Below are 26257 nucleotides of genomic sequence, written 5' to 3'. Positions count from 1 at the left end.
ACCCCATGACCCCAGCGTTTTCCGTAGGGGCGGCCTTTGGCCGCCCGCAAGCCTTCCCCCTCAGGGCTGCTCCAGGTGGTATCTCTCCGCCAGGGCGGGGGCGTCCAGGATGGGCTGGCTGTCGGGCCGGGCGTCCAGGTGGGTCTTGACGTAGTTGACGGCCTCAGCGGTGGGGAGAGTCACCTGCTTGAAGAGGCCGGCGGCCTTCTGCTCCTGGATTTCCTCCGTGTTGGAGGGGTCGGGCAGCAGCAGGTCCTTCACGGTGACGGTGCCGGCATTGATCTCGTCCTCGCCCAGGAAGGCGGCGAAGGGGATGCCGGTCTTGTCGGCGTAGTTCATCTTGGCCTTGAACTTCTTGGCCTCGGTGTAGAGCTGGGTGCGGATGCCGGCGGCGCGGCAGGCGGTGGCGAAGGAGATGGCGGCAGTGAGGTCGCCCGTCATGGGCAGCACCAGCAGGTCGGCGGGGGCGGTGAGGACCTCCGGGTTCAGGTAGCCCTGGTCCTGCAGAACGAAGAACAGACGGGTGAGACCGATGGAAATACCCACTCCGGGGAGTTGTTTTTCGGTGTAATATTCCGCCAGGTTATCATACCGGCCGCCGGAGCAGATGGAACCGATCTCGGGATGGTCCAGCATGACGGTCTCGTAGACGGTGCCGGTGTAGTAGTCCAGGCCCCGGGCGATGGTGAGGTCCACCATGAAGTGGTCGGCGGGGACGCCGAAGGCGGCCATGTACTTGACCACGGTGGAGAGCTCGGCGATGCCCAGGTCCAGCAGCTCATTCTTGCCCTTGAAGGTCTCCAGGGCGGCCATGGGGTCGGCGGTGGAGAGGAGGGCGAGGAGCTGGTCGGCGGTGGCGGCGGGGACGGCGAAGTCGTCCACCAGGATGGCCTTCACCTTCTCGGGGCCGATCTTCTCCAGCTTGTCGATGGTGCGCATGACGTCGCCGGCCTGCTCCTTGAGGCCCAGCAGGTCGAAGAGGCCGTTGAGGACCTTCCGGTTGTTGACCCGGATCTTGAAGCGCTTCAGGCCCAGGGCGGTGAAGGTCTTGTAGATGATGGCGGGCACCTCGGCCTCGTTGGCAATGTCCAGCTTGCCGTCGCCGATGACGTCGATGTCGGCCTGGTAGAACTCCCGGAACCGGCCCCGCTGAGCCCGCTCACCCCGGTAGACCTTGCCGATCTGGAACCGGCGGAAGGGGAAGGAGAGCTCGTTGTAGTGGAGGGCCACGTACTTGGCCAGGGGCACGGTCAGGTCAAAGCGCAGGGACAGGTCGGTGTCCCCCTTGGTGAAGCGGTAGATCTGCTTTTCGGTCTCGCCGCCGCCCTTGGCCAGGAGGACCTCGCTGGCTTCGATGGCGGGGGTGTCCAGGGGGGTGAAGCCGTACAGGCTGTAACTCTCCCGCAGGATGGCCACCATCCGGTCAAAGACCACCTGGTCCCGGGGCAGCAGCTCCATAAAACCGGAGAGGGTGCGGGGCTTGATACGGTCCATGATCACACTTCCTTTGTTGTAAAAGTTTGCAGGCTGCTGCCCCGCCCGCCGCGTCAGCGGCGCCAAGCGTTTTTGCGGAGCAAAAACCTTGAAACAGGCCGGATTCACTTCGGCTTGTTTGAGTCAAATAAAGGGGTCCCCGGCGGCCGTCAGGCCGTTGGGGCCAGCAGCTCCATGAAGCCGGAGAGGGTGCGGGGTTTGATACGGTCCATCATAACACTCCTTTTCTCTTTGGGTCGGAAGGACGCTTTTGGTGCCAAAAACAAAAAAAGCGCTCTCGTCCCTCAATGGGACGAAAGCGCCTGCTTTCGTGGTGCCACCCATTTTCAACGGCCTGTGGAAATAGACCGTCCTTTTGCCTTCTGTTGCGGGAAGGGGACCGCGCCCGTCTCCGGGCCCGCTGGTGGGACCGTCTTCGCCCTCTCCTTGCCGTAGGACGCTTGCAGCCAAAGGCGTCCCTCTCTGTCCGGCGGTGCTGGGGGTTACTCATGACCCGTCGTGGCGGTGAGCGTAACAATAGTATCCCACGGTGGGGAAAAAGTCAACCATTTTCCCCGGTTTTTGCGGACGAAAAGGGGATTTTAAAGGAAACGGACCTGATAGAGCCCGTTCTTTTCCCGCTCCACCGCGTTTTTGAGGACCTTTACGCTCTCGTCATCCATGCCGGCGGCGGACTCCTCCTCCTGGAAGCGCAGGTTGAGCTCCGTCCAGGAGTGGAACTGATTCTGGATGGCCGTCATGAACTTGCCGTACCAATCGTTGAGCTCATCCCGCTTGAGCCAGCGGCACACGAAGAGCATCCCGGCGATCAGGGCGCCCCAGCACAGGTTCCGGGCCTGACGGGAGGCCGCCAGATGCTCCAGCACGGCCAGACCGCTCTTCCGGTCGGTGATGTGGAAGCGCTTGGCCAAGAAGTCCTGATAGCGCTTCCGGCGCTTGGGCGCGGGGCGGCCGCCGCCCACCAGGTCGGTGCCCTCCACCGTGTTGGGCAGGCTGGAGTGGAGCTCCAGCAGGGGCTGGTAGCCCGCCGCGGCGGCCCACTTCTCCCGGTCACTCCGGCAGAGGAAGGGGTCCGTTTTTTTGAAAAAGGTGGGGGGATACCAGCCCATGTACACAAAGGCAATGCTCAGTATGATAAAGATGGGGAGCCAGGCATAGAGGGTGACCATCCAGAGGTTCAGTAAAACGTCCACCAGGACGCTGTTGTCGGGATCGGGGGAACCGTTTACAGTCAGCATCAGCAGCCCGGCTGCGGCGATGGTAATGAGGAACGGAATGATAAAGGACATAAATGTTTTTTGGCCTACGCGGACACGCATCATGCAGGTTTCACTCCTCTTTGTAAAAAATGTATTTTCGCTGGGAACGTGTAAAAAGTAACAGATGGTCTATCGTTCCCTGCTATCGGTCTATTGTAGTAACCTATGGGAAAAAGTGCAAGCTTTTTCAAAATGAATTTTCTTATTATACAAATAGCTGCTATATATGATAAATTATGTAAAAAATATCCGGCCCTGAAAGGGGCCGGAGATCGGGAAGGGGGGGCGTCCTCACGCCTCGCCGAAGTCGGCAAAGAGGGCAAAGCTGCCCTCGCTCTGACTGGCGGTGGTTCCGTCCTCACTCTGCTGCCAGGTGGCCACGGCCTCGTTGCTGCGCAGGGTCAGCCCCTCCCCGGTGGTGGTGGAGAGCCAGAGGTCGAAATCGTGGGTGGTGATCAGGGTAAGCCAAAACGCGTACTCATAGCCGCCCTCCCGGCCCAGGTACTGGCTCAGGTCGGCCTGCCAGCTGCCGTCGGCCTGCCGGACGGCCTCCACTGTGCCCAGCAGAGAGCCCTGGTCCGTGGGGTCCAGGATGGCCGAACGAACCTCCACAGCGACGGTGCCGGGCTGGAGGGCGCTGTTTTCCGGGGCGCTGAAGGTCAGGCAGAGCACCTTGGACGATGTGCCGTTCACTGTGCCCCACTGACTCTCCCCCTTTATGGTAAAGAGCTCATTCGTCCACAGGGTGGGGAGAGTTTCCCGGCGGGTCCGGTTCCCGGCGGTGAGGCTCACCACCGGTTCCAGGGACTCCCGCAGGGAGCAGGTGAGGGTACCGCTGAGCCGTCCCGCGCCGTCGTCGGTGAGGACGGCGGTCTCGCCCGTGCTCAGAGCCACCTGGGCCGTCTCCCCGGCGCTCAGCTCCTTGGGCACCACCGCCACGGCCAGGGTCAGGGCGCCGTTTTCATACCCCAGTTTGGTCTCCACGGTGGAAAAGAGGCTGGCCTCTTCCTCCAGATCCCGCCGTAGGGTGCCGATCTCGTCGGAGAGGTCGTAGCGGGCATCCACCAGCTGATGGCTCAGGCTGTCCACCTGCTGGGAGAGCTGGTCCACCTTGTCCTGAAGGGCGGCGTTCTGCCGGAAGAACACCACCACCACGGCGGCGGCAACAACGGCGGAGAGAATGTGTCCGGTCTTTTTATCCACAAAAACACCTCCTGATGTGGAAAAACGCCCGCCTTTTCCGTGGACGGGAAAGGCGGGCGCACTGGTAGTGGGGAAATCAGACGGTGAAAGGAGCGGTCTTGGGGCTGACGATGTCGCGCCAGTCCAGGTCGCCCCGCTCCAGGCCGTGGATGAGCATCTCGGCGGTGCCCACGTTGGTGGCGTAGGGGATGTTGTACTGGTCGCACAGGCGGGTGATGTAGTCGATGTCGGCGTCCAGGTCGTGGGACTGGGGGTCGTTGAAAAAGAGGACCATGTCGATCTCGTTATAGGCGATGCGGGCGCCGATCTGCTGGCTGCCGCCGTGCTCGTGGGACAGGAAGAGGTTCACCGGCAGGCCGGTGGCCTCGGCCACCATCTTGCCCGTGGTGTTGGTGGCGCAGACGGTGTGCTTGGAGAGGATGCCGCAGTAAGCAATGCAGAACTGCACCATCAATTCCTTTCTCCTGTCGTGACTCATCAGTGCGATGTTCATCTCTTACTCAGTCCTCTCTTTCCTCAAAAACATTTTTTAAAAGCGTCAGAGCGCTTCAGCGGATCTTCATGAGGGGCACTCTCTGCCCCATCAGACGTTTGGCGATGTTCAGATAGGCCAGGGCTGCCCCCTTGCGGCTGAACAGAATGAGCGGCTCCCCGGTGTTGGCGGCCAGCATGACCTGGCTGTCCTCGGGCACCACCCCCAGCAGCGGGAGACCGGCGGCGTCCATGGCGTCGTCGATGGTGGTGCGCAGGCGGCGGAGCAGCTTGGGCTGGATGCGGTTCATCACCAGATGGATGGTGTCCAGCTGCCGTCCCAGCTCCACCACGGTGCGCTGGGCGTCCCGCAGGGCGGAGGAGTCGTTGGTGGAGACCACCACCGCCCGGTCGGCGCCGCACACCGCCAGACGAAAGCCGCTGCCCAGTCCGGCGGGGGAGTCAATGAGAATATAGTCGTATTGTTTCCGTGCCGTCCCCAGCATGGCCTTCATTTTCTCCTCGTCCATGGAGGAGGGGGTGGGACGGACCGGTGCCGTGAGCAGATAGAGACCCCGGATCACCGGGTGCTCCACGGCTGCCCGCTCCAGGGAGCAGCGACCCTCCACCACGTCGGTGAAGTCCATGAGGGCCCGGTCGGTCATGCCCAGGGAGATGTCCAGGTTCCTCAGGCCGATGTCCAGATCGATGCACAGCACCTTCTGCCCAAGGGCGGCCAGACAGGAGGCCACGCCGCCGGTGAGGGAGGTCTTCCCGGTGCCGCCCTTGCCGGACGTGACCACGATGACGGTTCCCATAGCAGACCTCCTACCCCCGGCCGGGGGAAACGACGTTGGGTCAAAAACCTAAACCCACGCATCTCATTATATCATCGCTTTTGCCAGAGTGCAAAGCCTATTTGGCACAAATTCATAAAATATTTTGATGCGAAGGGCAGGGAATGCTCAGAGGGGGGATTTCTGCATCTTGGCCCAGCGGCGGGGGTAGCCCTTGGGAGTGGGGGAGACCTTCTCCACCAGCACCACCCGGCGGTCCACGTCAGTGCCGGGGATGTGGTAGCGGAAGGCGGGCAGCAGCCGCCCGCCCAGCACCGACACCGCCCGCCCGGCCTGGGAGACCTCCTCCTCGCAGTCCACGGCCTTCATGGCCAGGAAGCGGCCGCCGGGCTTCACGTAGGGCAGGCACAGCTCGCACAGCACCCGCAGATCGGCCACCGCCCGGGCGGTGGCGAAGTCGAACCCGTCCCGGAAGGCGGGGTCCAGGGAGAGCTCCTCCCCCCGGGCGTGGCGGATGGTCACCCCGGTGAGGCCCAGGTCGGCGCACACCGTGCTCAGCCAGTCCAGCCGCTTGCCCAGGCTGTCCACCAACGTGAGCTCCAGGTCGGGCACCAGGATCTTGAGCACCATGCCGGGGAAGCCGGCGCCGGTGCCCACGTCGATGAGCTTTTTATCCGCCAGGTCGGCGCACAGGGCCACCCCGGCGGAGTCAAGAAAGTGGAGGTCGGCCACCTGGTCGGGCTCGGTGATGGCGGTGAGGTTCATCACCTTGTTCTGCTCCAGCAGCAGCTGGGCGTACCGCACCAGCCGGTCTACCGCCCCGGCGGGGGGCGTGATCCCCAGGGCGGTCAGGCCCTGTTCCAACCGTTCCTTCATGTTAACCTCCAAAGTTCCGTAGCAGGGAGGGGACCCCCACGTACAGATTGATGAGCAGCAGGGCCACACAGGCGGCGGTGAGGGCGATGCAGGCCGCCAGTCCGCCCCGTGCCCTGCCGCTGCGGTAGCGGAGTACCGTGGTGACGGCCAGACCCGCCAGGGCGGGGCAGAGCATCAGGGGGCCCAGGCCGATGAGTACCCGGGCGGTGGCCAGGTAGTAGGTGAAGAGCACCGTGCAGATGACCACGTACACGATGGCCACCCAGGCCCAGGTCCGCTTGATGGGGGAGGCGGGGACATAGGGCTCATGGGGCTCCTCCGGGGGCAGGTCCTTGCGGTCGTCCATGCTCAGCTCTCCTCCTTCTGCGCCTTGAGCAGGTCACGGATCTCGGTGAGCAGGACCTCCTCCTTGCTGGGGGCGGGGGGCGCCGCCGGTGCCTCCTCCTTCTTCCGATAGAGGCGGTTCATGGCCTTGACCAGGCAGAAGATGACAAAGGCCATGATGAGGAAGTTGAGCACGGCGTTGATGAAGCTGCCCAGTTGGATGGCGCCTCCGCCGGGGACGGCAATGCTCAGGCCGGTGAGGGCCTCGTTGCCGCCGGCGAAGATGCCCAGGATGGGGTTGAGGATGTCGCTCACCAGGGAGTCGGTGATGCCCTTGAAGGCGCCGCCGATGATGACGCCCACGGCCAGGTCCATCACGTTGCCCCGGGCGATGAATTTCCGGAACTCGGCCAGAAAGCCGCCGGTCTTTTCTTTGATGTGCTTCAAAATGGGTCCTCCGTAGTCAGGTATCAGGTCTTCAGCGTGAGCTGGTAGGGGCGTCCACCCAGGATAACCAGGGCCTTGCCCTCCAGCACCGGCCCGGCCCAGTCGAAGAGGTCGGGGATGGCCAGCTCGCCCGTCTTGTCCAGGTAGCCCACGCCGCCGTCCTCCACGGCAAAGGAGCACAGGCCCTCGGAGAAGGGGTTGGCCCGCTGGGCGCTGTCGGTATAGGAGAAGGTGAAGGCGGGGGCTTTGGCGGCTACATTCCAGTAGCCCGCCGTACCGCCCTGGCGGTAGTAGATGAGGCCGTCACAGACCAGGCCCAGGCTGTCATAGACACAGGGCAGGACCTCATTGCCGGCCTCGTCGATGAGGCCGCACAGCACGCCTCCGCCGGGCTGGGCGGCCCCCACCACGGCGTAGCCGTTCTTGAACTGGAAGGGGAAGGGGGTGTCCAGGTCCTCCGTGCTGCCCACGGCGTAGCGGGCGGGGATGACCGCCGTCTGTCCGGCGTCCTGGAAGCCCCACAGGCCGGTGGCGGCGTCCTGGTAGGCGGTGAGGGTACCGTCGGTCACGGGGGAGGAGACCTGCTTCACCAGCACCTGCTTGGCGATGAGGGCGGGCCAGGCGGTGACCACGTCGGCCATGCCGTTGCTCTTCACCTGGCTGACGGTGTGCCACACCGGCTCCAGGGCCCAGGTGCCCCGCATGTCCAGGATACCCTCCCGGTGGCCGGTCCAGCTGCGCTCATCGGTGAGGTCCACCCCGTTGTCCATGTGGAGGTAGATGCCGTCGGAGAAGTAGCAGGCGGGGTCGGGGTCGGCGGGCCAGATGATGCGGTAGCCCTCAGGCAGGGCGATGGGGGAGAGGGTGAAGTTCTCCCACTCCAGGTGGGTTTCCAGGGTGAAGGAGAGCCGCAGGTTGGGGTCCAGCAGCCGCCCCAGGGCGGTGGCCAGCTCGGCCCGGGTGAGGGTCCGGTCCCCGGCATAGGTGCCCCGGCTGTCCACGCCGGTGAGCACGCCCATCCGGCACAGACTGAGCACGCTCTCGGCGCCGGTGTCGGGGAGGTAGGCCACGATGTTTTTCTCGGTCAGGTTGGGGGTGTAGGCCAGGAAGGCCCCGGCAGAGAGGGCCTGGGCCGACTCCACGCTGCCCCACAGGCATTGAGCCAGATCCTCCCGGGTGGCGGGGCGGTCCCAGCGCTCCCCCGTCCCCAGCTCGGCCAGTTCCCCGGCGGCCGCGCCGGTCTGCTCCAGGTACCACAGGGCGTCCAGCACCCAGGCCGGGATATTTTCTCCCTGCCGGTAGCCCGCCGGGGCGGTGGGCAGGGTGGTGGAGCCAATCTGGTAGTAGCGGAGAAGCCGGGCCGACACGGCGTACAGCTCCCCGTAGGTCAGGGTGACCTCAGGGGCGAAGCGGTCCCCGCCCACGCCGGACATGAGCCCGATCTCACAGGTCTTATTGAGGCCGGGGGCGTACCAGGCCCCCTCGGGCACGTCGTTGAAGGGGGTCTGGACCGCCAGGGCGGGCAGGCAGTTGAGGGTCAGGGTGAGGCCCAGCAGCAGGGCGGGCAGGCGGTGGTTCATAGAAAACCCCTCTTTCTGTAAATATCAGGAAACCCCGCCGGTGGGCAGAACCACCCGCAGGCTGGGGTCGGCTACCCGGGCCAGCACAGCGGCCAGCTCTGCCCGGCTGAGGGTGCGCGCGGGGGCAAAGGCGCCGGTGTTGTCGACGCCGGTGAGGATGCCCGCCCGATAGAGGGCCAGCACCTCCGGGTCGATGGAATCGGGCAGGCTATCCACTGTGTTGATGGGGGTGAGGGCCGATTGGGGCAGGGCGGAGCACAGCCATTCGGCCAGATCCTGACGGGCGGCGGGCTCCTCAAAGGAGGCCTCCATGGGCTGGCTGTCCACCATGCCGTGCTCCCGGGCGTACCACAGGGCATCCCGGTACCACAGCCCCGCGGCCGGGGCGGGGAGGAAGGCGGACAGCTCCCGGTTGAAGGCGGTGTAGTCGCTGCCGGGGTCGGCCATAAACTCCATGCGGTTGGCGCTGCCCTCCGCCGGAGCCAGACCGCCGGTGAGCACGGTCACGCCGTTGAGGGTGAGCACGGCCTGGGCAGGTCCGCCGGCGGGAGTGAGGGCGGCCCGCTCCTCGGGACTGACGGTGAGGTACAGGTGGAGCCGCCGGGGAGTCTCCTGATCGTAGCGATAGGTGAGGCCCCGGTCCAGGTCGCAGGTGTTGAAGGCCAGCAGCACCGCGCCGGTGGGGGTGGTGAGGGTGCCGGTGCCCCAGTTGTCGGGGGCGGCAGGCGGGTCGCCGGTACCCCCGTGGGCCTGGTAGTGGAGCCGGACGGCTACCGTCATCACCTCGGCCAGGGTGACGGCGTTGTCGGGGGAAAAGGTGTCCTCCCCAGTGCCCTTGAGCAGGCCCCGGTCCACGCAGATCTGGGCGGCGTCGGCGTACCAGGCGCCCGCCGGCACGTCGGAAAAGGCGCCGGCCGGAAGGACCAGCAGGGTGGTAAGGGCAAGGGACAGGGGCAAGAGACGGGTTTTCATTCAGATTCCTCTCTTTTCATGTGCGGGCGGGGAAGGGGTCATGGCTGAATGGACCAGCCCACGTCCCCATGAAGCAGGTTTTCCAGATACAGCTGGAGCTCTGTGTCCGCTGGATCATCCAGGCCGTAGCGCTGATTGAGGGCCTGAATAGCCCGCTCCTCCGGGGTGGAAGTGAGCCGAGGGGCGGCGGCGAGCATCGCCGTGCTCACCGCCGCTGTGAGCACCAGAGTCAGCAGGGCGGCGGCGGGCCGTCTCATTTCTTGGGCACCAGCAGGGCGGTGCCGCCCATGTAGGGCTGGAGCACGGCGGGAATCTTCACGCTGCCGTCGGCCTGGAGGTTGTTCTCCAGGAAGGCGATGAGCATACGGGGGGGCGCCACCACGGTGTTGTTGAGGGTGTGGGGCAGGTAGGTGCCCTTCTCGCCCTTGACCCGCATCTTCAGGCGGCGGGCCTGGGCGTCGCCGAGGTTGGAGCAGGAGCAGACCTCAAAGTACTTCTGCTGGCGGGGGGACCAGGCCTCGATGTCGCAGGACTTGACCTTCAGGTCGGCCAGGTCGCCGGAGCAGCACTCCAGCTGCCGGACAGGGATGTCCATGGAGCGGAAGAGCTCCACGGAGTAGCGCCACATCTGCTCGTACCACTTCATGGAGTCCTCGGGCTTGCAGACCACCACCATCTCCTGCTTCTCGAACTGGTGGATGCGGTAGACGCCCCGCTCCTCGATGCCGTGGGCGCCCTTCTCCTTACGGAAGCAGGGGGAGTAGGAGGTGAGGGTCTGGGGGAGGGACTCCTCAGGGATGATCTGGTCGATGAACTTGCCGATCATGGAGTGCTCGGAGGTGCCGATGAGGTAGAGGTCCTCGCCCTCGATCTTGTACATCATGGCGTCCATCTCGGTCTGGCTCATGACGCCCTCCACCACGTTGCCGTGGATCATGAAGGGGGGCACGCAGAAGGTGAAGCCCTTGTTGATCATGAAGTCGCGGGCGTAGGCCAGCACGGCCTCGTGGAGCCGGGCGATGTCGCCCATCAGATAATAGAAGCCGTTGCCGGACACCCGGCCGGCGGCGTCCATGTCGATGCCGTTGAAGGACTCCATGATCTGGGTGTGATAGGGGATCTCAAAGTCGGGGGTCACGGGCTCGCCGAAGCGCTGGACCTCCACGTTGCAGGAGTCGTCGGGGCCGATGGGCACGGAGGGGTCGATGATGTTGGGGATCTGGAGCATGATGTGGCGGATCTGCTCGGCCAGCTCGGACTCCCGTGTCTCCAGATAGGCCAGACGGTCGGCGTCGGCCTTGACCTCGTCCTTGAGCTTCTCGGCCTCGGCCAGCTTGGAGGGGTCCTTCTTGGACTGGCCCATGAGCACGCCCACCTGCTTGCTCTTGGCGTTGCGGGCGGTGCGCAGGTCCTGGGCCTCCTGGATGGTCTGGCGGTTCTCAGCGTCCAGCTCCAGCACCTGGTCCACCAGGGGCAGCTTGGCGTCCTGGAATTTCTTCTTGATGTTTTCCTTCACGGCTTCGGGGTTCTCCCGGATAAACTTGATGTCCAGCATGGCTGTTCTCAACCTTTCTTTTTCAGGTAATTTATCAAATTACCGGGCGGTGTTTCGCCGCCCGATGTTTCACGTGAAACTTCGTCGGGGCAAGCTGCGTATCCCTCGGTTCCGTGTATACACGAAAGCTCGCTCGCTCCGCTGCCCCTCCTCTCCCCACGCGACCCGCTGCGCTGGGCTCGCGCGGGGGCCCCATTGGGCAAAGTCCGCCACGTTGGGTGTGCGCAGGCCCTTTTTTTGCGCTTAGGATGACTGGGGGTAGGGGCGGATACCATCCGCCCGCAAAACCTTCCTGTTCTGAGCAAACGGTTTTGGTGCCTCACATCACCGCGTCATAGATCTCCTGGTAGCGGTCGGCGGGGGAGAAGCGGTCGGTGTCGGTGGTGGTCTCGGTCGGGAGGGATTCCTTCAGGGCACTGCCCTGGGTGGTGTCCTCCATCTGGGCGATGAGCGTCCGGCACAGGGAGTAGCGCCCCCGGACATAGGCCTCGTCGATCTGCCAGAAGAGATCCATGGCCCGGGTGAGCCGGTCCTGGGCCTCAGTCAGGGCGTCGGCCTGGGCCTGGGCGTCGTCGGCCTCCTTCTGGGCCTCCTCCAGCCGGGCCTCCAGATCGGCCACCTGCTGCTTGAGGGTCTCGTTCTCCTCCTGGATGTCCTCTATCGACTGCATGGCGGACACCGACTCCCCGCGCAAGCCCGCAATGGTGGCATCGCTGGTGCGGCGCTGCATAAAATAGCTCAGGGCCATGAGGAGAAAGGCGGCGGCAAAGAGAATCACCAGGTAAATGAGCACTGATTGCTGTTTTTTGGGTCGCTCATGCTCGGCAGCGTGCTGGAGGGGGATGTTGTCCTCCTCCTGGGAATGGTTTTGCTCGGGGGTCTGACTCACAGATCGGGACCTCCCTTCACGGACTGTTCCAGCTTATCCAGCAGCTCAGTGAGGTCCTCGTCGTTGTAGAATTCAAACTCCACCTTGCCCTTTTTGGGCCCCTTGGTGATGGACACCTTCCGCCCCCAGCGCTGCGACAGCTCCTTGGCGGCAGCGTCCCGGTAGAGCTTCATGGGGTCGGCCGCCTTGGCGGCGGCCTCCTGGGCCTCGGCGCCGGCCTGGGCCAGGCGTTTGGCCATGGCCTCGGTCTGCCGGACGGACAACCCCTCCTGGACCACCTTCTGGGCCAGCTTTTTCTGCAAGGTGCTGTCGGGCACCGTCAGCAGGGCCCGGCCGTGGCCGGCGGAGAGCTTGCCCTCCTCCAGCAGAGCCCGGATGGCGTCGGGGAGGGAGAGGAGCCGCAGGGCGTTGGCCACGGCGGGGCGGGACTTGCCCACCTGCTGGGCGGCCTCCTCCTGGGTGAGGCCGTACTCCTGGACAAGGGCCTGGTAGCCCAGGGCCTCTTCCATGGGGTTCAGGTCCTCCCGCTGGAGGTTCTCGATGAGGCCCAGCTCCATGACCTTCCGGTCGTCGGCCTCGATGATGACGGCGGGGACTTCGGAGAGGCCCGCCAGCTTGGCCGCCCGCCAGCGGCGCTCTCCGGCGATGATCTGATAGTAGCCGGAGCCCAGCCGCCGGACGGTGAGGGGCTGGATGATGCCGTGGGTGCGGATGGATTCGGCCAGGTCGGCCAGGGTCTCCGGGTCAAAGCGCTTCCGGGGCTGCTTCAGGCCCGGTTCCACCTGGGCGATGGGGAGGGAGACGGAGCCGCCTTCCTGGGTTTGAAGGGCGGCGTCCCCCAGCAGGGCGCCCAGGCCCTTGCCCAGGCCGCGTTCTAATGACATAGGATCACTCCTTCATGGGGATTTTACCAAAGGGAGAGGGTCAGCCCACCGCGGCGGCGCTCTTTTCCAGCAGCTCGCCGGCCAGGGCGCGATAGGCCTCGGAGCCCCGGGACAGATTGTCGTAGGCGGTCACCGGCTTGCCGTGGCTGGGGGCCTCGGAGAGCCGCACGTTCCGGGGGATGACGGTGGCGTACACCTTGCCGGGGAAGTGGCGTTTGACCTCCTCGGCCACCTGCATGGACAGGTTGGTACGGCCGTCGTACATGGTGAGGACCACGCCCTCCAGATCGATGGCGGGGTTGAGAGACCGCTTGACAATGCGGATGGTGGACAGGAGGTCGCTGAGACCCTCCAGGGCGTAGTACTCGCACTGGACGGGGACCATGACGGTGTCGGCGGCGCACAGGGCGTTGAGGGTGAGCAGCTCCAGGGAGGGGGGGCAGTCGATGAAGATATAGTCGTACTCCTCCCGGAAGGGCTCCAGAGCGTTTTTCAGCAGGTACTCCCGGTGGTCAATGCCGATCATCTCCACGGTGGCGCCGGCCAGAGCCTTGTTGGCGGGGATCACGTCGGCCCACTGGGTGGGAACGATGGCCTTCCGGCAGTCGGCGCCGTCGATGAGGACGTCGTAGATGGAGGGGGAGGCGGTGGTCTTGTCCACTCCAAAGCCGGAAGTTGTGTTGGCCTGGGGGTCGAAGTCGCAGATGAGGACGCGCTGGCCCAGCTCCTTCAGGGCGGCGGCCAGGTTGACGCAGGTGGTTGTCTTACCGACGCCGCCCTTCTGGTTGACAATGGCAATGGTTTTTCCCATGGGACACCTCGGTTTCTTCTTCCTTCTTGGATTCTTTGTGCCCTACCATTATAATGCCCTCTGAACGGTAATTCAACAGGGAATCCATGTTTCACGTGAAACAAATGGTCGGAGACGGCGGAAAAAGGGACAAAAAAACCAGGATGTTTCACGTGAAACATCCTGTCCAAAAGAAGGCGCCTGGAAAAAATGGGAAGGAAAGGGTCCAATGAGGGATCGTTTCACGTGAAACAGCGGCAAAGTGCCGGTGGATGTGTTTCACGTGAAACAGTCACTTGGGAATGCGGATGGTAAGAAGGACGGCGTCGTCGGTGTCCTGGCGGTCGTACTGGGCCGGGATGCCCGCCCCCTGCATCACCTTCATGGCCCGGCTCACCGTGTTGAGGAAGAGCCGAACGTCCCGGATGAGGTAGGTGGGTTTCCGCTTGGCGGGGGCCGGGTGGAGGAGGGATTCCACATAGGCCTCGGTCTGGGCCACCGTCAGCCCGCCGGCGATGATGTGGTCCAGGGCGGCCGACCGGGTTTGGTCGTCCTCCAGCCGCAGCAGGGCACGGGCGTGGCGCTCGGTGAGCCCCGCGGCGCGCAGCTTCTCCAATAGCGCCGGAGAGAGCTTTAGCAGCCGCAGCTTATTGGCCACCGCCGACTGGGATTTCCCAATGCGGCGGGCGGCCTCCTCCTGGGACAGGTGGTAGGTTCGGATGAGCTTGTCCAGGGCCTGGGCCTCCTCCCAGAAGTCCAGGTCCCGGCGCTGGAGGTTTTCCACCAGCGCCAGCAGGGAGGAGGACACCTCGTCCACCTCCACCACGATGCAGGGCACCTCCCGGAGCCCGGCCAGCTTGGCGGCCCGGAGCCGCCGCTCTCCCGACACCAGCACGAAGCCGGAGCCGGTCCGGCGGACGGACAGGGGCTGGAGGATGCCGTGGACCTTGATGCTCTCGGCCAGTTCTGCCAGACCCTCAGGGGCAAAGTACTGCCGGGGCTGGTCCGGGTTGGGCTGTAGGGATTCCACCGGCAGCCACAGCACACGGCCCGACTCAAAAAGACCCTCCCGCCTGCGAAAGAGCGCCATTACCGCTCCACCTCCTTCGTACCACCCATATTTTACCATGTTTTAGGGAGAAGGAAGGGGAAAGCCGTCGAGAGAGGAAAATTTCCCGGGAGGCGGAAAAGGTTCCAGAAAAGGAGAGAAAATAAAAAATACTTGACTTATTGTAGGAGATCGTCTATACTCCAAAACGGTTAGCAAAAGCTAACCAAAATAGATCCGCAAAGAAAAAGGAGGAATGGCATGTATCCCTATATCCTGGTCTCCCTTGCCCTGACCATTATCTTCGTCCTGTGCTGTCATGGGGCCATCAAAAAGCATCCAGGCGCTTTTTACGCCCTGGCGGTGTTCATTGTAATCGCCGAGGTGGTCTACTATCAGGCCGGCATCCGGGACCTGGCCCCGGAGTGGGTCACCCGATATGTGGTAAACCTCTTCAAGCGGGGCGCCCTCTCCACCGCCATGTTCGTGGTGGTGATGTACACCGGCGCCCTGGACGGGCGGCGGCCCGTGGTGCGCACCCTGATGGGGGTGCGGGGCCAGTTGTCCATCCTGGCCTGTATCCTCACCCTGGGCCACAACATCATCTACGGCCTGAAGCACTTCGTTCATCTGTTCACCAACCCCTGGGACATGAAGCCCCAGACCGTTGCCGCCGCCGTTCTCTCCCTGGTCATGATCGCCCTCATGCTCCCTTTAATGGCCACCTCCTTCCGGTGTGTCCACACCCGCATGAAGGCCGTCCACTGGAAGCGGCTCCAGCGTCTGGCCTACGTGTTTTTCGCACTTATATATATCCACGTTATGGTGCTGTTCCTCCCCAAATTCGGGGATAAATACCTGGATATCCTGTTCTACACGGCGATTTTCGGGAACTATTTGCTTCTCCGAGTCAGTAAGTCTGCCCGGCGGAAGGAGCAAATGCCGATGGGGTGTCCATCCCGAAGCGTCACCTGAGCCGAATCGGCCCACGCCTCAAAAAGACTGCCCTCCGGAGGGCAGTCTTTTTTGCAATGAAAAAAGCGCGTAAAAAAGTATATTATGACGTAAAGAAAAAATTGCAAGAAACCGATCGGCATGATATGATAATAAAAATCATTATTAAATAAAAGATTGTTGGTTTGCCTGCAATAAAACGAACAGCGAGAACGTTAACAGAAAAAAACGTGAAACAGCGAATGGGGGAGGGGTGAGCCGAACCCATATCCACGAGAAAGGAGAGCGCGATCCATGGAGATCAAGTGGAACAAGGACCACGAGATGGGGATTGAGGAGTTCGACCACGACCACAAGCAGCTGTTTGCCATCGCGGGGCGGCTGCTGGACAAGGTGCAGGACCCCAAGGGCATTGCGGATTTTAAGGTGCGGCTGTTTGTTCTGCGGGAGGGCGTGCGCTATCTGCGGGGCTATTTTGATGAGCATGCCATCCGGGAGGAGGTCTACATGCGGCGGATCGGCTACGCCGACTACGGCATCCACAAGCAGCTCCACGACGAGTTTATGGCCACCACCCTGCAGGGGTATGAGAAGATGGTGGAGCAGGAGATGTGCAGCCGGGAGGAAGTGTTGGACTTCGTGGGTAAGGGCATCGGCTGGCTGGTGGAGCATGTCTCCACGGCGGACCTGGCCATCGTGGGAAAAGGGACCCTAGGCAAGCCCCGGCTGACCAAGATCAACGCCCAGGTGGTGGAACAGGAGTTCAACGCCATCTTTGCCTCTACCCTCAACATGGATGTACGCACCAGGCTCATCAACCCCAACTACGCCGGAGCCCCCTTTGGGCCGTCCATCAGCCAGGAGCTCACCTACCGCCGGGGAGATCAGAAGGTGACGGTGCTGGCGGGGCTGGAGAACAGCTTCCTGGCGGCGGCGGCCGAGGCGGTGTACGGCTCCCAGCTCCAGGGCATGGAGGCCCTCATCATGTCCACCATGGAGATCTTCAGCGCCAACTTCTGGCGCACGGTGGGCAGCCGCTTTGTAGAGGGGGACGCCGAGATGGTCTTTGTGGAGAACCATTTCCTCACCCAGGCCCAGCTCCAGGAGCGCTATGCCAAGCACATCCCCAAGCTCTCCCTGCTCTTCGACAGCAGCAAGGGCAAGTTCTTCGTGGCCACCGAGACCGACATCGCCGCCCAGGCCGAGTCCTTCGACCTGAGCGTGGGAGCCTAAAAAAAGCAAAAGACACAAAAAAAGACCTTCCCCGTGGGGAAGGTCTTTTTGCATGCCCGGAGGTCACGCCCGGAGAAAACCCTTGCCGAAGATCTCGCTGGAGTTGGTGACGATCATGAAGGCGTGGGGGTCGTTCTGCTTGAGGTAGCGCCGCAGCAGGACGGCCTGGTGGCGGGCCAGGACGGTGAGGATGACCTGGTGGTTTTCGTGGGTGTAGGCCCCCTGGCCGGACCAGACGGTGGCCCCCCGGCCCAGGGTCTCGATGATATATTTGGTGACCATCTGGGGCTGGTAGGTGATAATCATGAAGGCCTTGTGGCGGTTGAGGGACTCGATGACGCTGTCCACCAGCACCGACTTGAAGGCCAGGCCCAGGAGAGAGCACAATCCGGCGGTGACGTCAAAGACCACCAGGGCGGAGGCGGCGATGAGGACGTCGGAGCACAGGAGGGCCATGCCCACGTCCAGGCCGGTGTACTTTTTGAGGATCATGGCGGCGATGTCGGTGCCGCCGCTGGAGGCGTCCAGGTTGAAGAGGATGCCGGAGCCCAGGGCGGGGAGGAGGACGGCGAAGAAGAGCTCCAGGATGAGCTGGTCGGTGAGGGGTCCCGACATGGGGAAAAGCCACTCAAAGACCTGGACCTCCAGGGAGTATAGGATGGAACAGTAGACGGTGCGGAAGCCGAAGCCCTTGTCCAACAGGAGGAAGCCCAGCAGGAGGAAGAGGATGTTGATGACGCCGTTGTAGACCGACGCCGTGAGCCAGGGCACGGGGATGAGCTCAGCCAGGACGATGGCCAGGCCGGACACGCCGCCGATGGAGAAGTGGTTGGGGAACTTGAAGAAGTAGACGCCCACCGACACCAGGGTGATGCCCAGGGTCATGAAGAGGAACTCCTGGATGTTTTTCTTGGTCAGCCAGCTTTGCTGCGGCATGTTCGTTCAGCTCCTGTCGTGGATGTGGATGGAGACGGGGTCAGCGCTGGGCCAGGATGGCGGACCAGGCGTTGTAGTTGGGGATGTCGCTGTAGGCGGGCACGTTGCCCAGCCGCCACACGGAGACGCCGGTAATGCCCATCATCCGGGCCAGGGTGAGCTTGTCGGCCACGCTGCGGGCATCCTCGTACCACAGCCGGACGGTCATGCCCTCCTCGGTGGTGTAGAGGGCGGAGGGGTTGCGGTCGCTCTCGTCGTAGGTCACCACGGTGCCCGCCTGGGCCAGGCGCTTGGCCACGGTGTCGGGGGCGGGGCGGTAGATGGTGGTGTCGGCCAGCAGGCCGCTCTGGTCCACCTCAAAGCCCACGGCGGCAAAGGAGATCTGGAGGACGATCTTGCTCTTGTCCTGGACGCCGGTGGCCGGGTCGGTGATGGCGGACAGGGCCCGGTAGATGCTGGGGAAGGGGGTCACCGGGGAGTCGGGGGCCTTGGTGCCCACGTAGCCCGCCGGCACGCTGGTCCACTGGTAGTCGTGGGCCATGAGGATGACCTTGTCGCACACCTCGCCGATGGCCCGGTAGTCGTAGCCCTTGTACCAGTCGTCGGGGGGGACGCAGACATAGAGGGACTTGCCCGCCGGCAGGGCGGCGCGCAGCTCGGTGAGGAAGGTGACGAAGTCGGCCTTGAGGAGGTCGGTGCGCAGGCCCTCAAAGTCGATGACAATGCCGGCGTAGTCGGCGCTGGCCGAGGCGATGGCGGAGACGGCCTGGCTCCGGGCGGCGGGGTCGGGGAGGACCTTCTCCAGCACGCTGGTGGCGGAGCCGTCGGGGAGGGTGACGTTCTGGGTGGTGTCGGCGTAGACGTTCAGGTTGTAGGGGGTGTCATTGCCCCGGAAATAGTCGGTGGCGGTGGAGGAATCGGCGGGCTTCACCCAGTCGTTGCCGTTGGTCTTGGAGGAGTTGAGGACGGGTCCGGCGTCGCTCCACTCCATCCGGGCCCAGCCCAGGCAGACGGTGTCCATGTCGGCGGTAAGGGAGATCTGGGAGTAGGAGGAGAAGGCGTAGAAGCCGGTGAGGAAGTCCACCTTGGACTGCATCCGCTGGTAGACCCGGTTGAGCATGGCGGCGGCCTGGCCCCGGGTGGCGAAGGCGTCGGGCTGGAAGAGGAGCTGGCCGTCCACCTCCACGCCGGTGGTGAGGCCGAAGGCGGCGGCCAGGGCGATGTGGCCGGCGTGGTCGGTGACGTCGGGGAAGGAGGTGGCGGTGGGGGCGATGTCGCCCGCCAGGGTCTCGTAGCCCAGGGCCCGGACCAGCATGACGGCCATGTCCTCCCGGGTGATGTAGGCCAGGGGCTGGAAGAGGTCGCCGGCGTCCACCACCCCGTGGGCCAGGGCGGTCTCGGCGGCGGCGTAGTACCAGTCGTCGGGGGAGATGTCGGTAAAGGAGGGGGTGGCCGGGGTCACGCTCTCCCAGCCGAACATCCGCTGGAGGATGGTGACGAAGCTGGCCCGGTTGAGCCGCTCCTCGGGCCGGAAGGTGCCGTCGTCCAGGCCCTGGATGAGGCCGTAGTCGGAGGCCTGCTGGATATCATTGTAGGCCCAGTGCTCGGGGGAGACGTCGGGGAACTCCACCGCCAGGGCCGAGGCGGACAGGGAACACAGAAAGACCAGACACAGGGAAAGTGCGGCCAGACGCCGAAGGATCATGGGTAAGTACCTCCATTCAACGCGGGTGAAAAGGAAAGGGAAACTGCGCCTTTATTGTATCAGGGTAAGACTGGAAAAACAATGGATAGCCTTGGAAAAGGTCGGTTTTCCCCGGTGGAACTCTGTGGAAATTCCACAAAACGGAAATAGAAATGCTGTGGTTTTCGTCAAAAGGTCGGGGAAGGGGTGGGGTTTTTTGTGACATTTTGCGTGATTGAATGGAGTGATATTTTCATGTAGAATAGAATCGAAATCAAATTCATAAAGATGGAGGAGTGGCCCAATGAAACTTCTGGAGGAACGTATCCGAAAAGACGGCAAGATCAGGGGCGGAGACGTGCTCAAGGTGGACAGCTTTCTCAACCACCAGATGGATGTGGCCCTCTTTCAGGAGATCGGCAAGGAGTTTTACCGGCTGTACGGCGACTGCGGAGTCACCAAGATTTTGACCATCGAGGCATCGGGGATCGGGATCGCGTGTGTGACTGCGCAGTTTTTTGGTTGCCCGGTGATCTTTGCCAAGAAGAACAAGACCAAGAACATCGCCGGCGACGTGTACACCTCCAAGGTGGAGTCCTTCACCCACGGCAAGGTCTATGACATCATCGTGTCCAAGGAGTTTTTGCTCCCCACCGACCGGGTGCTCCTCATCGACGACTTCCTGGCCAACGGCTCTGCTCTCCAGGGCCTCGTCAACCTGGTCCGGGACGCGGGCGCGGAGCTGGTGGGCGCCGGCATCTGCGTGGAGAAGGCCTTCCAGCCCGGCGGCAACCTCATCCGCAGCATGGGCGTCCGGGTGGAATCCCTGGCGAGGGTCAAGTCCATGGGGGACGATGGAAGTATTGAATTCTGCGACTAAAGTTGATTGAAACCGTGGCGGAGCCAGGGATTCCACTGGGGCCCCGCAGCGCGGGGCGGCGGTAACGCCGCACAAGCATTCCGCCGGAGGCGGAATCTTGGCGCAGGCGGGATTCACTCCCGCCGAGCATGTTTGATCCAATGGGTACCCAAAGCGGCCGGGCCGCTTTGGGAGATCCTTAGCGAGAGTCAAGTCCATGGGAGACGACGGCAGCATCGAGTTCTGCGACTGACGCCGCCGAATGAGGGCGCATCTGGGAAGCCGCGCCCCGCAAAAAATGCTGCTGTCCCTTGCTCACCGATTCTTTTTTCATTACATAGGTTCCCAGCATGCTGCCGCAGCCGAGCGGGAGGGTTCAAATCCCTCCTGCCGGGATGAGCGGATCGCCTTTCGGCTGTCCCGCCGCGGTACGTATTCTCCATCGGATACCCCGGCTGTGACAGCCGTTTTGCGTTTTTGGGTGTCAAACATATTTTTGAGGAGGACAATGAATCATGAAGAAGCGCATCCTTGCCATGCTCCTGGCCGGGTCCATGATCTTCGGCCTGGCCGCCTGCTCCGGCGGCGGCAGCACCGAGACCACCCCCGCCGACTCCGGCACCGCCGAGACCACCCCCGTGGAGACCGACGGCGCCAAGACCGTGAAGGTGGGCCTCATCTGCATCGGCGACGAGAACGACCAGGGCTACACCTACAACTTCATCCGCGGCCAGGAGGCCGCTACCGAGGCCCTGGCCGCCAAGGGCATCAACGTGGAGTGGAGCGTGAAGTGGAATATCGGTGAGGACTCCTCCTGCGAGGAGGCCAACATCGAGCTGGCCGAGGAGGGCTGCCAGCTCATCATCAACAACTCCTTCGGCTTTGAGGAGTACATGCTGAAGGTGGCCCCCGACTACCCCGACATCCAGTTCATCTCCTGCACCAACCAGGCCTCCGCCGTGGACGACCTGCCCAACACCCACAACGCCTTTGCCAACATCTATGAGGGCCGCTACCTGGCCGGCGTGGTGGCCGGCATGAAGATGCAGGAGATGATCGACAACGGCGAGATTACCCCCGAGCAGGCCGTCATCGGCTACGTGGGCGCCTACTCCTTCGCCGAGGTGATCTCCGGCTTTACCGCCTACTACCTGGGCGCCAAGAGCGTGTGCCCCAGCGTGACCATGAAGGTCAACTTCGTGGGCTCCTGGTCCGACGCCACCGCCGAGGGCAACGCCGCCCAGGCCCTGTGCGATGAGGGCTGCATCATGATCTCCCAGCACTCCGACAACACCACCCCCGCCACCGCCGCCCAGGCCGCCGGCGCCTTCCACACCGGCTACAACAACGACATGATCTCCATCGCCCCCGAGGCCTCCCTCATCGGCACCCGCATCGACTGGTCCATCTACTTTGAGTACGCCATCGAGGCCGTGGCCAACGGCGAGGAGTTCGACCAGGATTGGTGCCACGGCATGGACATGGGCGCCGTGGTCATGACTCCCCTCAACGAGGACATCGCCGCCGCCGGCACCGCTGAGAAGCTGGCCGAGGTGGAGCAGCAGATCCACGACGGCACCCTCCAGGTCTTTGACACCTCCACCTTCACCGTGGACGGCGCCGAGATGACCTCCTGCATGGCCATCGACACCGACGGCGACTTCGTGGCCGACTCTGAGGAGGCCGTGTTTGACGGCGCTTTCCACGAGTCCTACTTCCAGTCCGCCCCCTACTTCACCGCCAAGATCGACGGCATCGAGTGGGTCAACGAGGCTTATTAAGCGTCATACCGCGCGCAGAAGGGAGGACCGCCGTCCCGGCGGTCCTCCCGTTTTTTCCGGGGGCTTGCCCCGGCCATTGGCCTCCGGTATAATGGAATCGAGAAACGGCCGTCACGGAGACGGGAGAAAGGATGACAGCCTTGGAAACTGTCCACGCCATTGAGCTGCGGGGCATCACCAAGCGCTTCGGCGCCAAGGTGGTGGCCAACGACCACATCGACCTGGCCCTGGACCGGGGGGAGATCCTCTCCCTGCTGGGGGAGAACGGCAGCGGCAAGACCACGCTGATGAATATGCTGGCGGGAATCTACCTGCCCGACGAGGGCGAGATCCTCATGGAGGGGAAGCCCATCGCCATCCGCTCCCCCAAGGACGCCTACGACCACGGCATCGGCATGATCCACCAGCACTACAAGCTGGTGGACGTGTTCACCGCCGCCGAGAACATCGTCCTGGGCCTCCACGACGGAAAGAAGCTGGACCGGAAGGAGATCGCCCGCAAGGTGCGGGAGATCAGCGACCGGTACGGCTTCGGCATCGACCCGGACAAGAAGATCTACGACATGTCGGTGTCGGAGAAGCAGACGGTGGAGATCGTCAAGGTCCTCTACCGGGGGGCCGACATCCTCATCCTGGACGAGCCCACGGCGGTGCTCACCCCCCAGGAGACCGAACGCCTCTTCGACATCCTGCGGGCCATGAAGGCCGACGGCAAGGCCATCGTCATCATCACCCACAAGCTCCACGAGGTCATGGCCATATCGGACAAGGTGGCGGTGCTGCGCAAGGGCAAGTACATCGGCACGGTGAACACCGCCGACACCGACCCCCAGAAGCTCACCGAGATGATGGTGGGCCACGCGGTGAGCCTGAACATCGACCGGCCGGAGGCCAAGTACCACGACCTGCGGCTGGAGGTGAAGGGCCTCAACTGCCTGGGCAGCGACGGGGTGCCCGCCCTCACCGACGTGAGCTTCCAGGCCATGGGCGGCGAGATCCTGGGCATCGCCGGCATCGCCGGCTCGGGCCAGAAGGAGCTGCTGGAGGCCATCGCCGGGCTCCAGAAGGCGGAGTCGGGCCACATCTTCTACTATCCGCCCCACCCCAAGAGCGACATTGCCGGCAAGCACGTGCCGGTAGACAAGGCGGGGGAGGAGCTGGTGGGGAAGACCCCCACCCAGATCCAGAAGATCGGCGTCTCCCTGGCCTTTGTGCCTGAGGACCGGCTGGGCATGGGCCTGGTGGGGGGCATGGGCATGGTGGACAACATGATGCTCAAGACCTACAAGGAGCACCCCGGTCCCTTCGTGGACCGGAAGCCTCCCAAGGCCCTGGCCGAGAAGCTCATCGACGAGCTGGAGATCGTCACCCCCGGGGTGAACACCCCGGTGCGGCGGCTCTCCGGCGGCAACGTACAGAAGGTGCTGGTGGGCCGGGAGATCGCCTCCAGCCCCACGGTACTCATGACGGCCTACCCCGTCCGGGGCCTGGACATCAACTCCTCCTACACCATCTACCGCCTCCTCAACGAGCAGAAGATGAAGGGGGTGGCCGTCCTCATGGTGGGCGAGGACCTGGACGTGCTGCTGGAGCTGTGTGACCGCATCCTGGTCCTCTGCGGAGGCCGGGTCTCCGGGGTGGTGGACGGCCGCACCGCCACCAAGGAGGAAGTGGGTCTCCTCATGACCCACGTAGGCGGCGGAAAGGAGGCGGAAGACCATGCATGAAGCCAATACCCCCCTCATCCGGCTGGCCAAGCGGGACGGCATGTCCCGGGGAAAGATGTGGGCCATCCGGGCGGCCGCCTTCGTGGTGGCCATCCTCATCGGCGCCGTCGTCTTTCTCCTCATCGGGAATAACCCCATCTCGGCCTACGGCACCATCCTCACCGGCTCCCTGGGCAAAAAGACGGCCATCCGCCAGACGGTGCGCATCGCCATCCCCCTGCTGGGCACCGCCCTGGCCATCACCCCCTGCTTCAAGATGAAGTTCTGGAACATCGGCGCCGAGGGCCAGATCACCGCCGGCGCCGTGGGGGCCGCCTACTTCGCCCTCTTCTGGGCCGACAGGCTGCCTGGGCCGGTGCTGTTGGTGGTCATGGCCATCGCCGGGGCCGTGTTCGGCGGCATCTGGGCCCTGATCCCCGCCTTCTTCAAGACCCGGTGGGGCACCAACGAGACCCTTTTCACCCTCATGATGAACTACATCGCCATTGGCATTGTCAACTGGCTCCAGGGCGGACCCTGGGAGGGCCGGCCCGGCTCCCAGATCATCCCCCAGTACGACTCCGCCGGCGTCCTCCCCAAGGTGCTGGGGGTCCACTGCGGCTGGATCATCGTGCTGGCCCTCACCGTCCTCATGTACTTCTACATGAAGTACACCAAGCAGGGCTATGAGATCGCCGTGGTGGGCGAGAGCGAGAATACCGCCCGCTACGCCGGCATGAACGTGGGGCGCATCGTCATGCGGACCATGTTCCTTTCGGGGGCGGTGTCCGGCCTGGTGGGCTTCATCGTCTCCTCCGGCGCCGACAACACCCTCCACTCCGGGGTGGCCGCCGGGGTGGGCTTCACCGCCATCACCGTGGCGTGGCTGGCTCAGCTCAACCCCTTCGCCATGGTGGGCATCTCCGCCCTCCTGGCCGTGCTGGAGAAGGGCGCCGACACCCTCCAGACCCAGATGCAGGTGCCCGCTTCCATCTCCGACATCATCACCGGCGTGGTCCTCTTCTGCATGCTGGGCTGTGAGTTCTTCATCAATTACCGGGTGATCCTCCGGGGTCACCACAAGGAGGTGACCGGCGCATGAGCATCAATCAGAGCTTCCTGGTCCTTCTCATCAGCGCCGCCGTCCTCAACGGCACGCCTCTCCTCTTCGGCACCGTGGGCGAGATCCTGTCGGAAAAGGCGGGCAATCTGAACCTGGGCGTGGAGGGCATGATGTACATGGGCGGCGCCCTGGGCCTGGGGGCGGCCTTCTACTACGAGCAGGCCGCCGGCGGGAGCGCCAACGGCATCGTGGCCGTGGTGCTGGCCATCCTCTTCGCCTTCCTGGCCGGAGCCTTCGGCGCCCTCATCTACGCCTTCCTCACCATCTCCCTCCGGGCCAACCAGAACGTCACCGGCCTGGCCCTGGCCATCTTCGGCACCGGCGCCGGACAGTTCATCGGCGAGTACATGCGGGTGAGCGCCGGCGGCTACGTGGCCATCAGCAACGCCCTTAAGGACGTCTTTGCCAATTCCCCCTTCCCGGCGGCCCTGAGGGGGCTGCCCGTGGTGGGGCCCCTGATCTTCGGCTATAACATCTTCGTCTATGTGGGGGTGGTCATCGCCGTGGCCATGGCCTGGTTCCTCACCCGCAGCCGGGCCGGGCTCCACCTGCGCTCCGTGGGCGAGTCCCCCGCCACCGCCGACGCCGCCGGCATCAACATCACCCGCTACAAGTATCTGGCCACCGTCATCGGCGGCGGCATCTCGGCCATCGGCGGCATGGTCTACATCATGACCATCGCCGGCTGCGTGTGGAACCACGAGGGCCTCTCCGGCGAGGGCTGGCTGGCCGTGGCGCTGGTCATCTTCTGCCTGTGGCGGCCCCTCAACGCCATCTGGGGCTCCATCCTCTTCGGCGCCCTCATGATCCTCTACATGCGCCTTCAGCTCCCCTTTATCCCCAGCCAGCTCTACAAAATCCTGCCCTATGTGGTCACCGTCATCGTTCTGGTGGCCGTCAGCATGCGCAAGAAGCGGGAAAATCAACCTCCTGCGTCCCTGGGCAACGCTTACTTCAGAGAAGACAGATAAGGAAACGAGAAAGCGGTCCGCCAATCGGCGGACCGCTTCGTTTTTATAGCGGTACTGCGCTGTTTGTGGGGCGCGACGTCGTCGGGGCAAAGTCCGCACCGCTCACCCCGGCCTGACGGCCAGGTCTCGCTTCGCTCCCTTGCCCCTCCTCTCCCCAGAAAAGCGCTGCGCGCTTTCCCGGGGCCCCTGATTGCGCTCCAAACCACGCCCCGGACCATGAACCATTCTGTGATGTGCAAGGACGGGGGAGACGGTTCAAAACCCGTTTCGCTTCCCTGCTGGAAAAAGAACGGTTTTTGGAATCCAAAGAAAAAGGGGCTCCCGTGCGGGTTGAGTGGCTCCAAATAGGAATCCGGCGGCCCGTCTTTACGCCCCCGCTGTGGACCAGCACCGTCCACAGGTGACTCCGCCGGTGGAACAG

25 protein-coding genes are annotated in these 26257 nt (G+C 63.7%); 7 read left to right on the top strand and 18 right to left on the bottom strand.

The genetic code is table 11. The features are described from left to right. Positions 1 to 60 precede the first annotated feature (60 nt). From hisS to ACTNBK_RS02430, 16 genes are all read right to left on the bottom strand, one after another. Entirely contained in the window at positions 61 to 1494 is a 1434-nt protein-coding gene (gene hisS / locus ACTNBK_RS02505; protein ID WP_441143320.1) for a histidine--tRNA ligase, read from the bottom strand. Between the two features lie 581 nt (positions 1495 to 2075). Further along, entirely contained in the window at positions 2076 to 2816 is a 741-nt protein-coding gene (locus tag ACTNBK_RS02500; RefSeq protein WP_441143318.1) for a hypothetical protein, read from the bottom strand. Between the two features lie 228 nt (positions 2817 to 3044). Continuing rightward, complete coding sequence (locus ACTNBK_RS02495) at positions 3045 to 3956, bottom strand: MbeD/MobD family mobilization/exclusion protein (protein WP_441143316.1); 912 nt, start codon at positions 3954 to 3956, stop codon at positions 3045 to 3047. A gap of 76 nt (positions 3957 to 4032) precedes the next feature. Beyond that, the gene (locus ACTNBK_RS02490) at positions 4033 to 4449 is read right to left on the bottom strand and encodes a methylglyoxal synthase (protein ID WP_441143314.1); all 417 of its coding nucleotides are present in this window, start codon (positions 4447 to 4449) and stop codon (positions 4033 to 4035) included. 55 nt (positions 4450 to 4504) lie between these two features. Beyond that, on the bottom strand, positions 4505 to 5245 hold the full coding sequence (gene minD / locus ACTNBK_RS02485) for a septum site-determining protein MinD (protein ID WP_441143312.1): 741 nt from the start codon (positions 5243 to 5245) through the stop codon (positions 4505 to 4507). A 147-nt stretch (positions 5246 to 5392) separates the two neighbouring features. Continuing rightward, positions 5393 to 6100, bottom strand: coding sequence for a 16S rRNA (guanine(527)-N(7))-methyltransferase RsmG (gene rsmG, locus ACTNBK_RS02480; protein ID WP_441143310.1), 708 nt, complete (start codon positions 6098 to 6100; stop codon positions 5393 to 5395). Position 6101: 1 nt separating this feature from the next. Further along, positions 6102 to 6446, bottom strand: a complete 345-nt coding sequence (locus ACTNBK_RS02475) for a hypothetical protein (RefSeq protein WP_441143308.1) — start codon at positions 6444 to 6446, stop codon at positions 6102 to 6104. A gap of 2 nt (positions 6447 to 6448) precedes the next feature. Then, positions 6449 to 6862, bottom strand: a complete 414-nt coding sequence (mscL, locus tag ACTNBK_RS02470) for a large-conductance mechanosensitive channel protein MscL (RefSeq protein ID WP_441143371.1) — start codon at positions 6860 to 6862, stop codon at positions 6449 to 6451. 32 nt (positions 6863 to 6894) lie between these two features. Then, the gene (locus ACTNBK_RS02465) at positions 6895 to 8451 is read right to left on the bottom strand and encodes a WG repeat-containing protein (protein ID WP_441143306.1); all 1557 of its coding nucleotides are present in this window, start codon (positions 8449 to 8451) and stop codon (positions 6895 to 6897) included. Positions 8452 to 8475: 24 nt separating this feature from the next. Further along, the gene (locus ACTNBK_RS02460; protein WP_441143304.1) at positions 8476 to 9423 is read right to left on the bottom strand and encodes an S-layer homology domain-containing protein; all 948 of its coding nucleotides are present in this window, start codon (positions 9421 to 9423) and stop codon (positions 8476 to 8478) included. Positions 9424 to 9461: 38 nt separating this feature from the next. Further along, the gene (locus ACTNBK_RS02455) at positions 9462 to 9680 is read right to left on the bottom strand and encodes a hypothetical protein (RefSeq protein WP_441143302.1); all 219 of its coding nucleotides are present in this window, start codon (positions 9678 to 9680) and stop codon (positions 9462 to 9464) included. Further along, a complete protein-coding gene (serS, locus tag ACTNBK_RS02450; RefSeq protein ID WP_441143300.1) occupies positions 9677 to 10978 on the bottom strand; it encodes a serine--tRNA ligase in 1302 nt (433 codons plus the stop codon). Before serS ends, ACTNBK_RS02455 begins: the two co-directional genes overlap by 4 nt. A 319-nt stretch (positions 10979 to 11297) precedes the next feature. Then, positions 11298 to 11867: a hypothetical protein gene (locus ACTNBK_RS02445; RefSeq protein ID WP_441143298.1), complete on the bottom strand. Its 570-nt coding sequence runs from the start codon at positions 11865 to 11867 to the stop codon at positions 11298 to 11300. Beyond that, positions 11864 to 12751 (bottom strand): ParB/RepB/Spo0J family partition protein, encoded by an 888-nt coding sequence (locus ACTNBK_RS02440; RefSeq protein WP_294514559.1) that lies wholly within the window; start codon positions 12749 to 12751, stop codon positions 11864 to 11866. The genes ACTNBK_RS02445 and ACTNBK_RS02440 overlap by 4 nt, the downstream gene beginning before the upstream one ends. A 40-nt stretch (positions 12752 to 12791) precedes the next feature. Beyond that, positions 12792 to 13562, bottom strand: coding sequence for a ParA family protein (locus ACTNBK_RS02435; RefSeq protein WP_441143295.1), 771 nt, complete (start codon positions 13560 to 13562; stop codon positions 12792 to 12794). A 271-nt stretch (positions 13563 to 13833) separates the two neighbouring features. Further along, the gene (locus ACTNBK_RS02430) at positions 13834 to 14631 is read right to left on the bottom strand and encodes a ParB/RepB/Spo0J family partition protein (RefSeq protein ID WP_441143293.1); all 798 of its coding nucleotides are present in this window, start codon (positions 14629 to 14631) and stop codon (positions 13834 to 13836) included. A gap of 219 nt (positions 14632 to 14850) precedes the next feature. On the opposite strand from ACTNBK_RS02430, the gene ACTNBK_RS02425 reads away from it, so the two are divergent. Both ACTNBK_RS02425 and ACTNBK_RS02420 read left to right on the top strand, forming a co-directional pair. Next, a complete protein-coding gene (locus tag ACTNBK_RS02425; protein WP_441143291.1) occupies positions 14851 to 15564 on the top strand; it encodes a hypothetical protein in 714 nt (237 codons plus the stop codon). 273 nt (positions 15565 to 15837) lie between these two features. Continuing rightward, positions 15838 to 16776: a bacteriohemerythrin gene (locus ACTNBK_RS02420; protein ID WP_441143289.1), complete on the top strand. Its 939-nt coding sequence runs from the start codon at positions 15838 to 15840 to the stop codon at positions 16774 to 16776. 63 nt (positions 16777 to 16839) lie between these two features. Here the strand turns inward: ACTNBK_RS02420 and ACTNBK_RS02415 are convergent, their stop codons facing one another. Together ACTNBK_RS02415 and ACTNBK_RS02410 are read right to left on the bottom strand one after the other, a co-directional pair. Further along, the gene (locus ACTNBK_RS02415) at positions 16840 to 17712 is read right to left on the bottom strand and encodes a YitT family protein (protein ID WP_441143287.1); all 873 of its coding nucleotides are present in this window, start codon (positions 17710 to 17712) and stop codon (positions 16840 to 16842) included. Between the two features lie 40 nt (positions 17713 to 17752). After that, positions 17753 to 19417, bottom strand: coding sequence for an S-layer homology domain-containing protein (locus ACTNBK_RS02410; protein ID WP_441143285.1), 1665 nt, complete (start codon positions 19415 to 19417; stop codon positions 17753 to 17755). A 283-nt stretch (positions 19418 to 19700) separates the two neighbouring features. On the opposite strand from ACTNBK_RS02410, the gene ACTNBK_RS02405 reads away from it, so the two are divergent. The 5 genes from ACTNBK_RS02405 to ACTNBK_RS02385 all read left to right on the top strand — a co-directional run bounded on the left by ACTNBK_RS02405 (position 19701) and on the right by ACTNBK_RS02385 (position 25836). Continuing rightward, the gene (locus tag ACTNBK_RS02405) at positions 19701 to 20276 is read left to right on the top strand and encodes a xanthine phosphoribosyltransferase (RefSeq protein ID WP_441143283.1); all 576 of its coding nucleotides are present in this window, start codon (positions 19701 to 19703) and stop codon (positions 20274 to 20276) included. Positions 20277 to 20770: 494 nt separating this feature from the next. Then, the gene (locus ACTNBK_RS02400; RefSeq protein WP_441143281.1) at positions 20771 to 22036 is read left to right on the top strand and encodes a BMP family ABC transporter substrate-binding protein; all 1266 of its coding nucleotides are present in this window, start codon (positions 20771 to 20773) and stop codon (positions 22034 to 22036) included. 131 nt (positions 22037 to 22167) lie between these two features. Further along, positions 22168 to 23763 (top strand): ABC transporter ATP-binding protein, encoded by a 1596-nt coding sequence (locus ACTNBK_RS02395; RefSeq protein WP_441143279.1) that lies wholly within the window; start codon positions 22168 to 22170, stop codon positions 23761 to 23763. Beyond that, the gene (locus ACTNBK_RS02390) at positions 23756 to 24844 is read left to right on the top strand and encodes an ABC transporter permease (RefSeq protein ID WP_441143277.1); all 1089 of its coding nucleotides are present in this window, start codon (positions 23756 to 23758) and stop codon (positions 24842 to 24844) included. Before ACTNBK_RS02395 ends, ACTNBK_RS02390 begins: the two co-directional genes overlap by 8 nt. Next, the gene (locus tag ACTNBK_RS02385; protein ID WP_441143275.1) at positions 24841 to 25836 is read left to right on the top strand and encodes an ABC transporter permease; all 996 of its coding nucleotides are present in this window, start codon (positions 24841 to 24843) and stop codon (positions 25834 to 25836) included. The genes ACTNBK_RS02390 and ACTNBK_RS02385 overlap by 4 nt, the downstream gene beginning before the upstream one ends. Positions 25837 to 26257 lie beyond the last annotated feature (421 nt).

Source organism: Intestinimonas sp. HCP28S3_D6, from assembly GCF_052065695.1.
Classification (GTDB): domain Bacteria; phylum Bacillota; class Clostridia; order Oscillospirales; family Oscillospiraceae; genus Intestinimonas.
The sequence above is the reverse complement of the archived record's forward strand: the minus strand, read 5'-3'. Positions and strand labels throughout refer to the sequence as shown.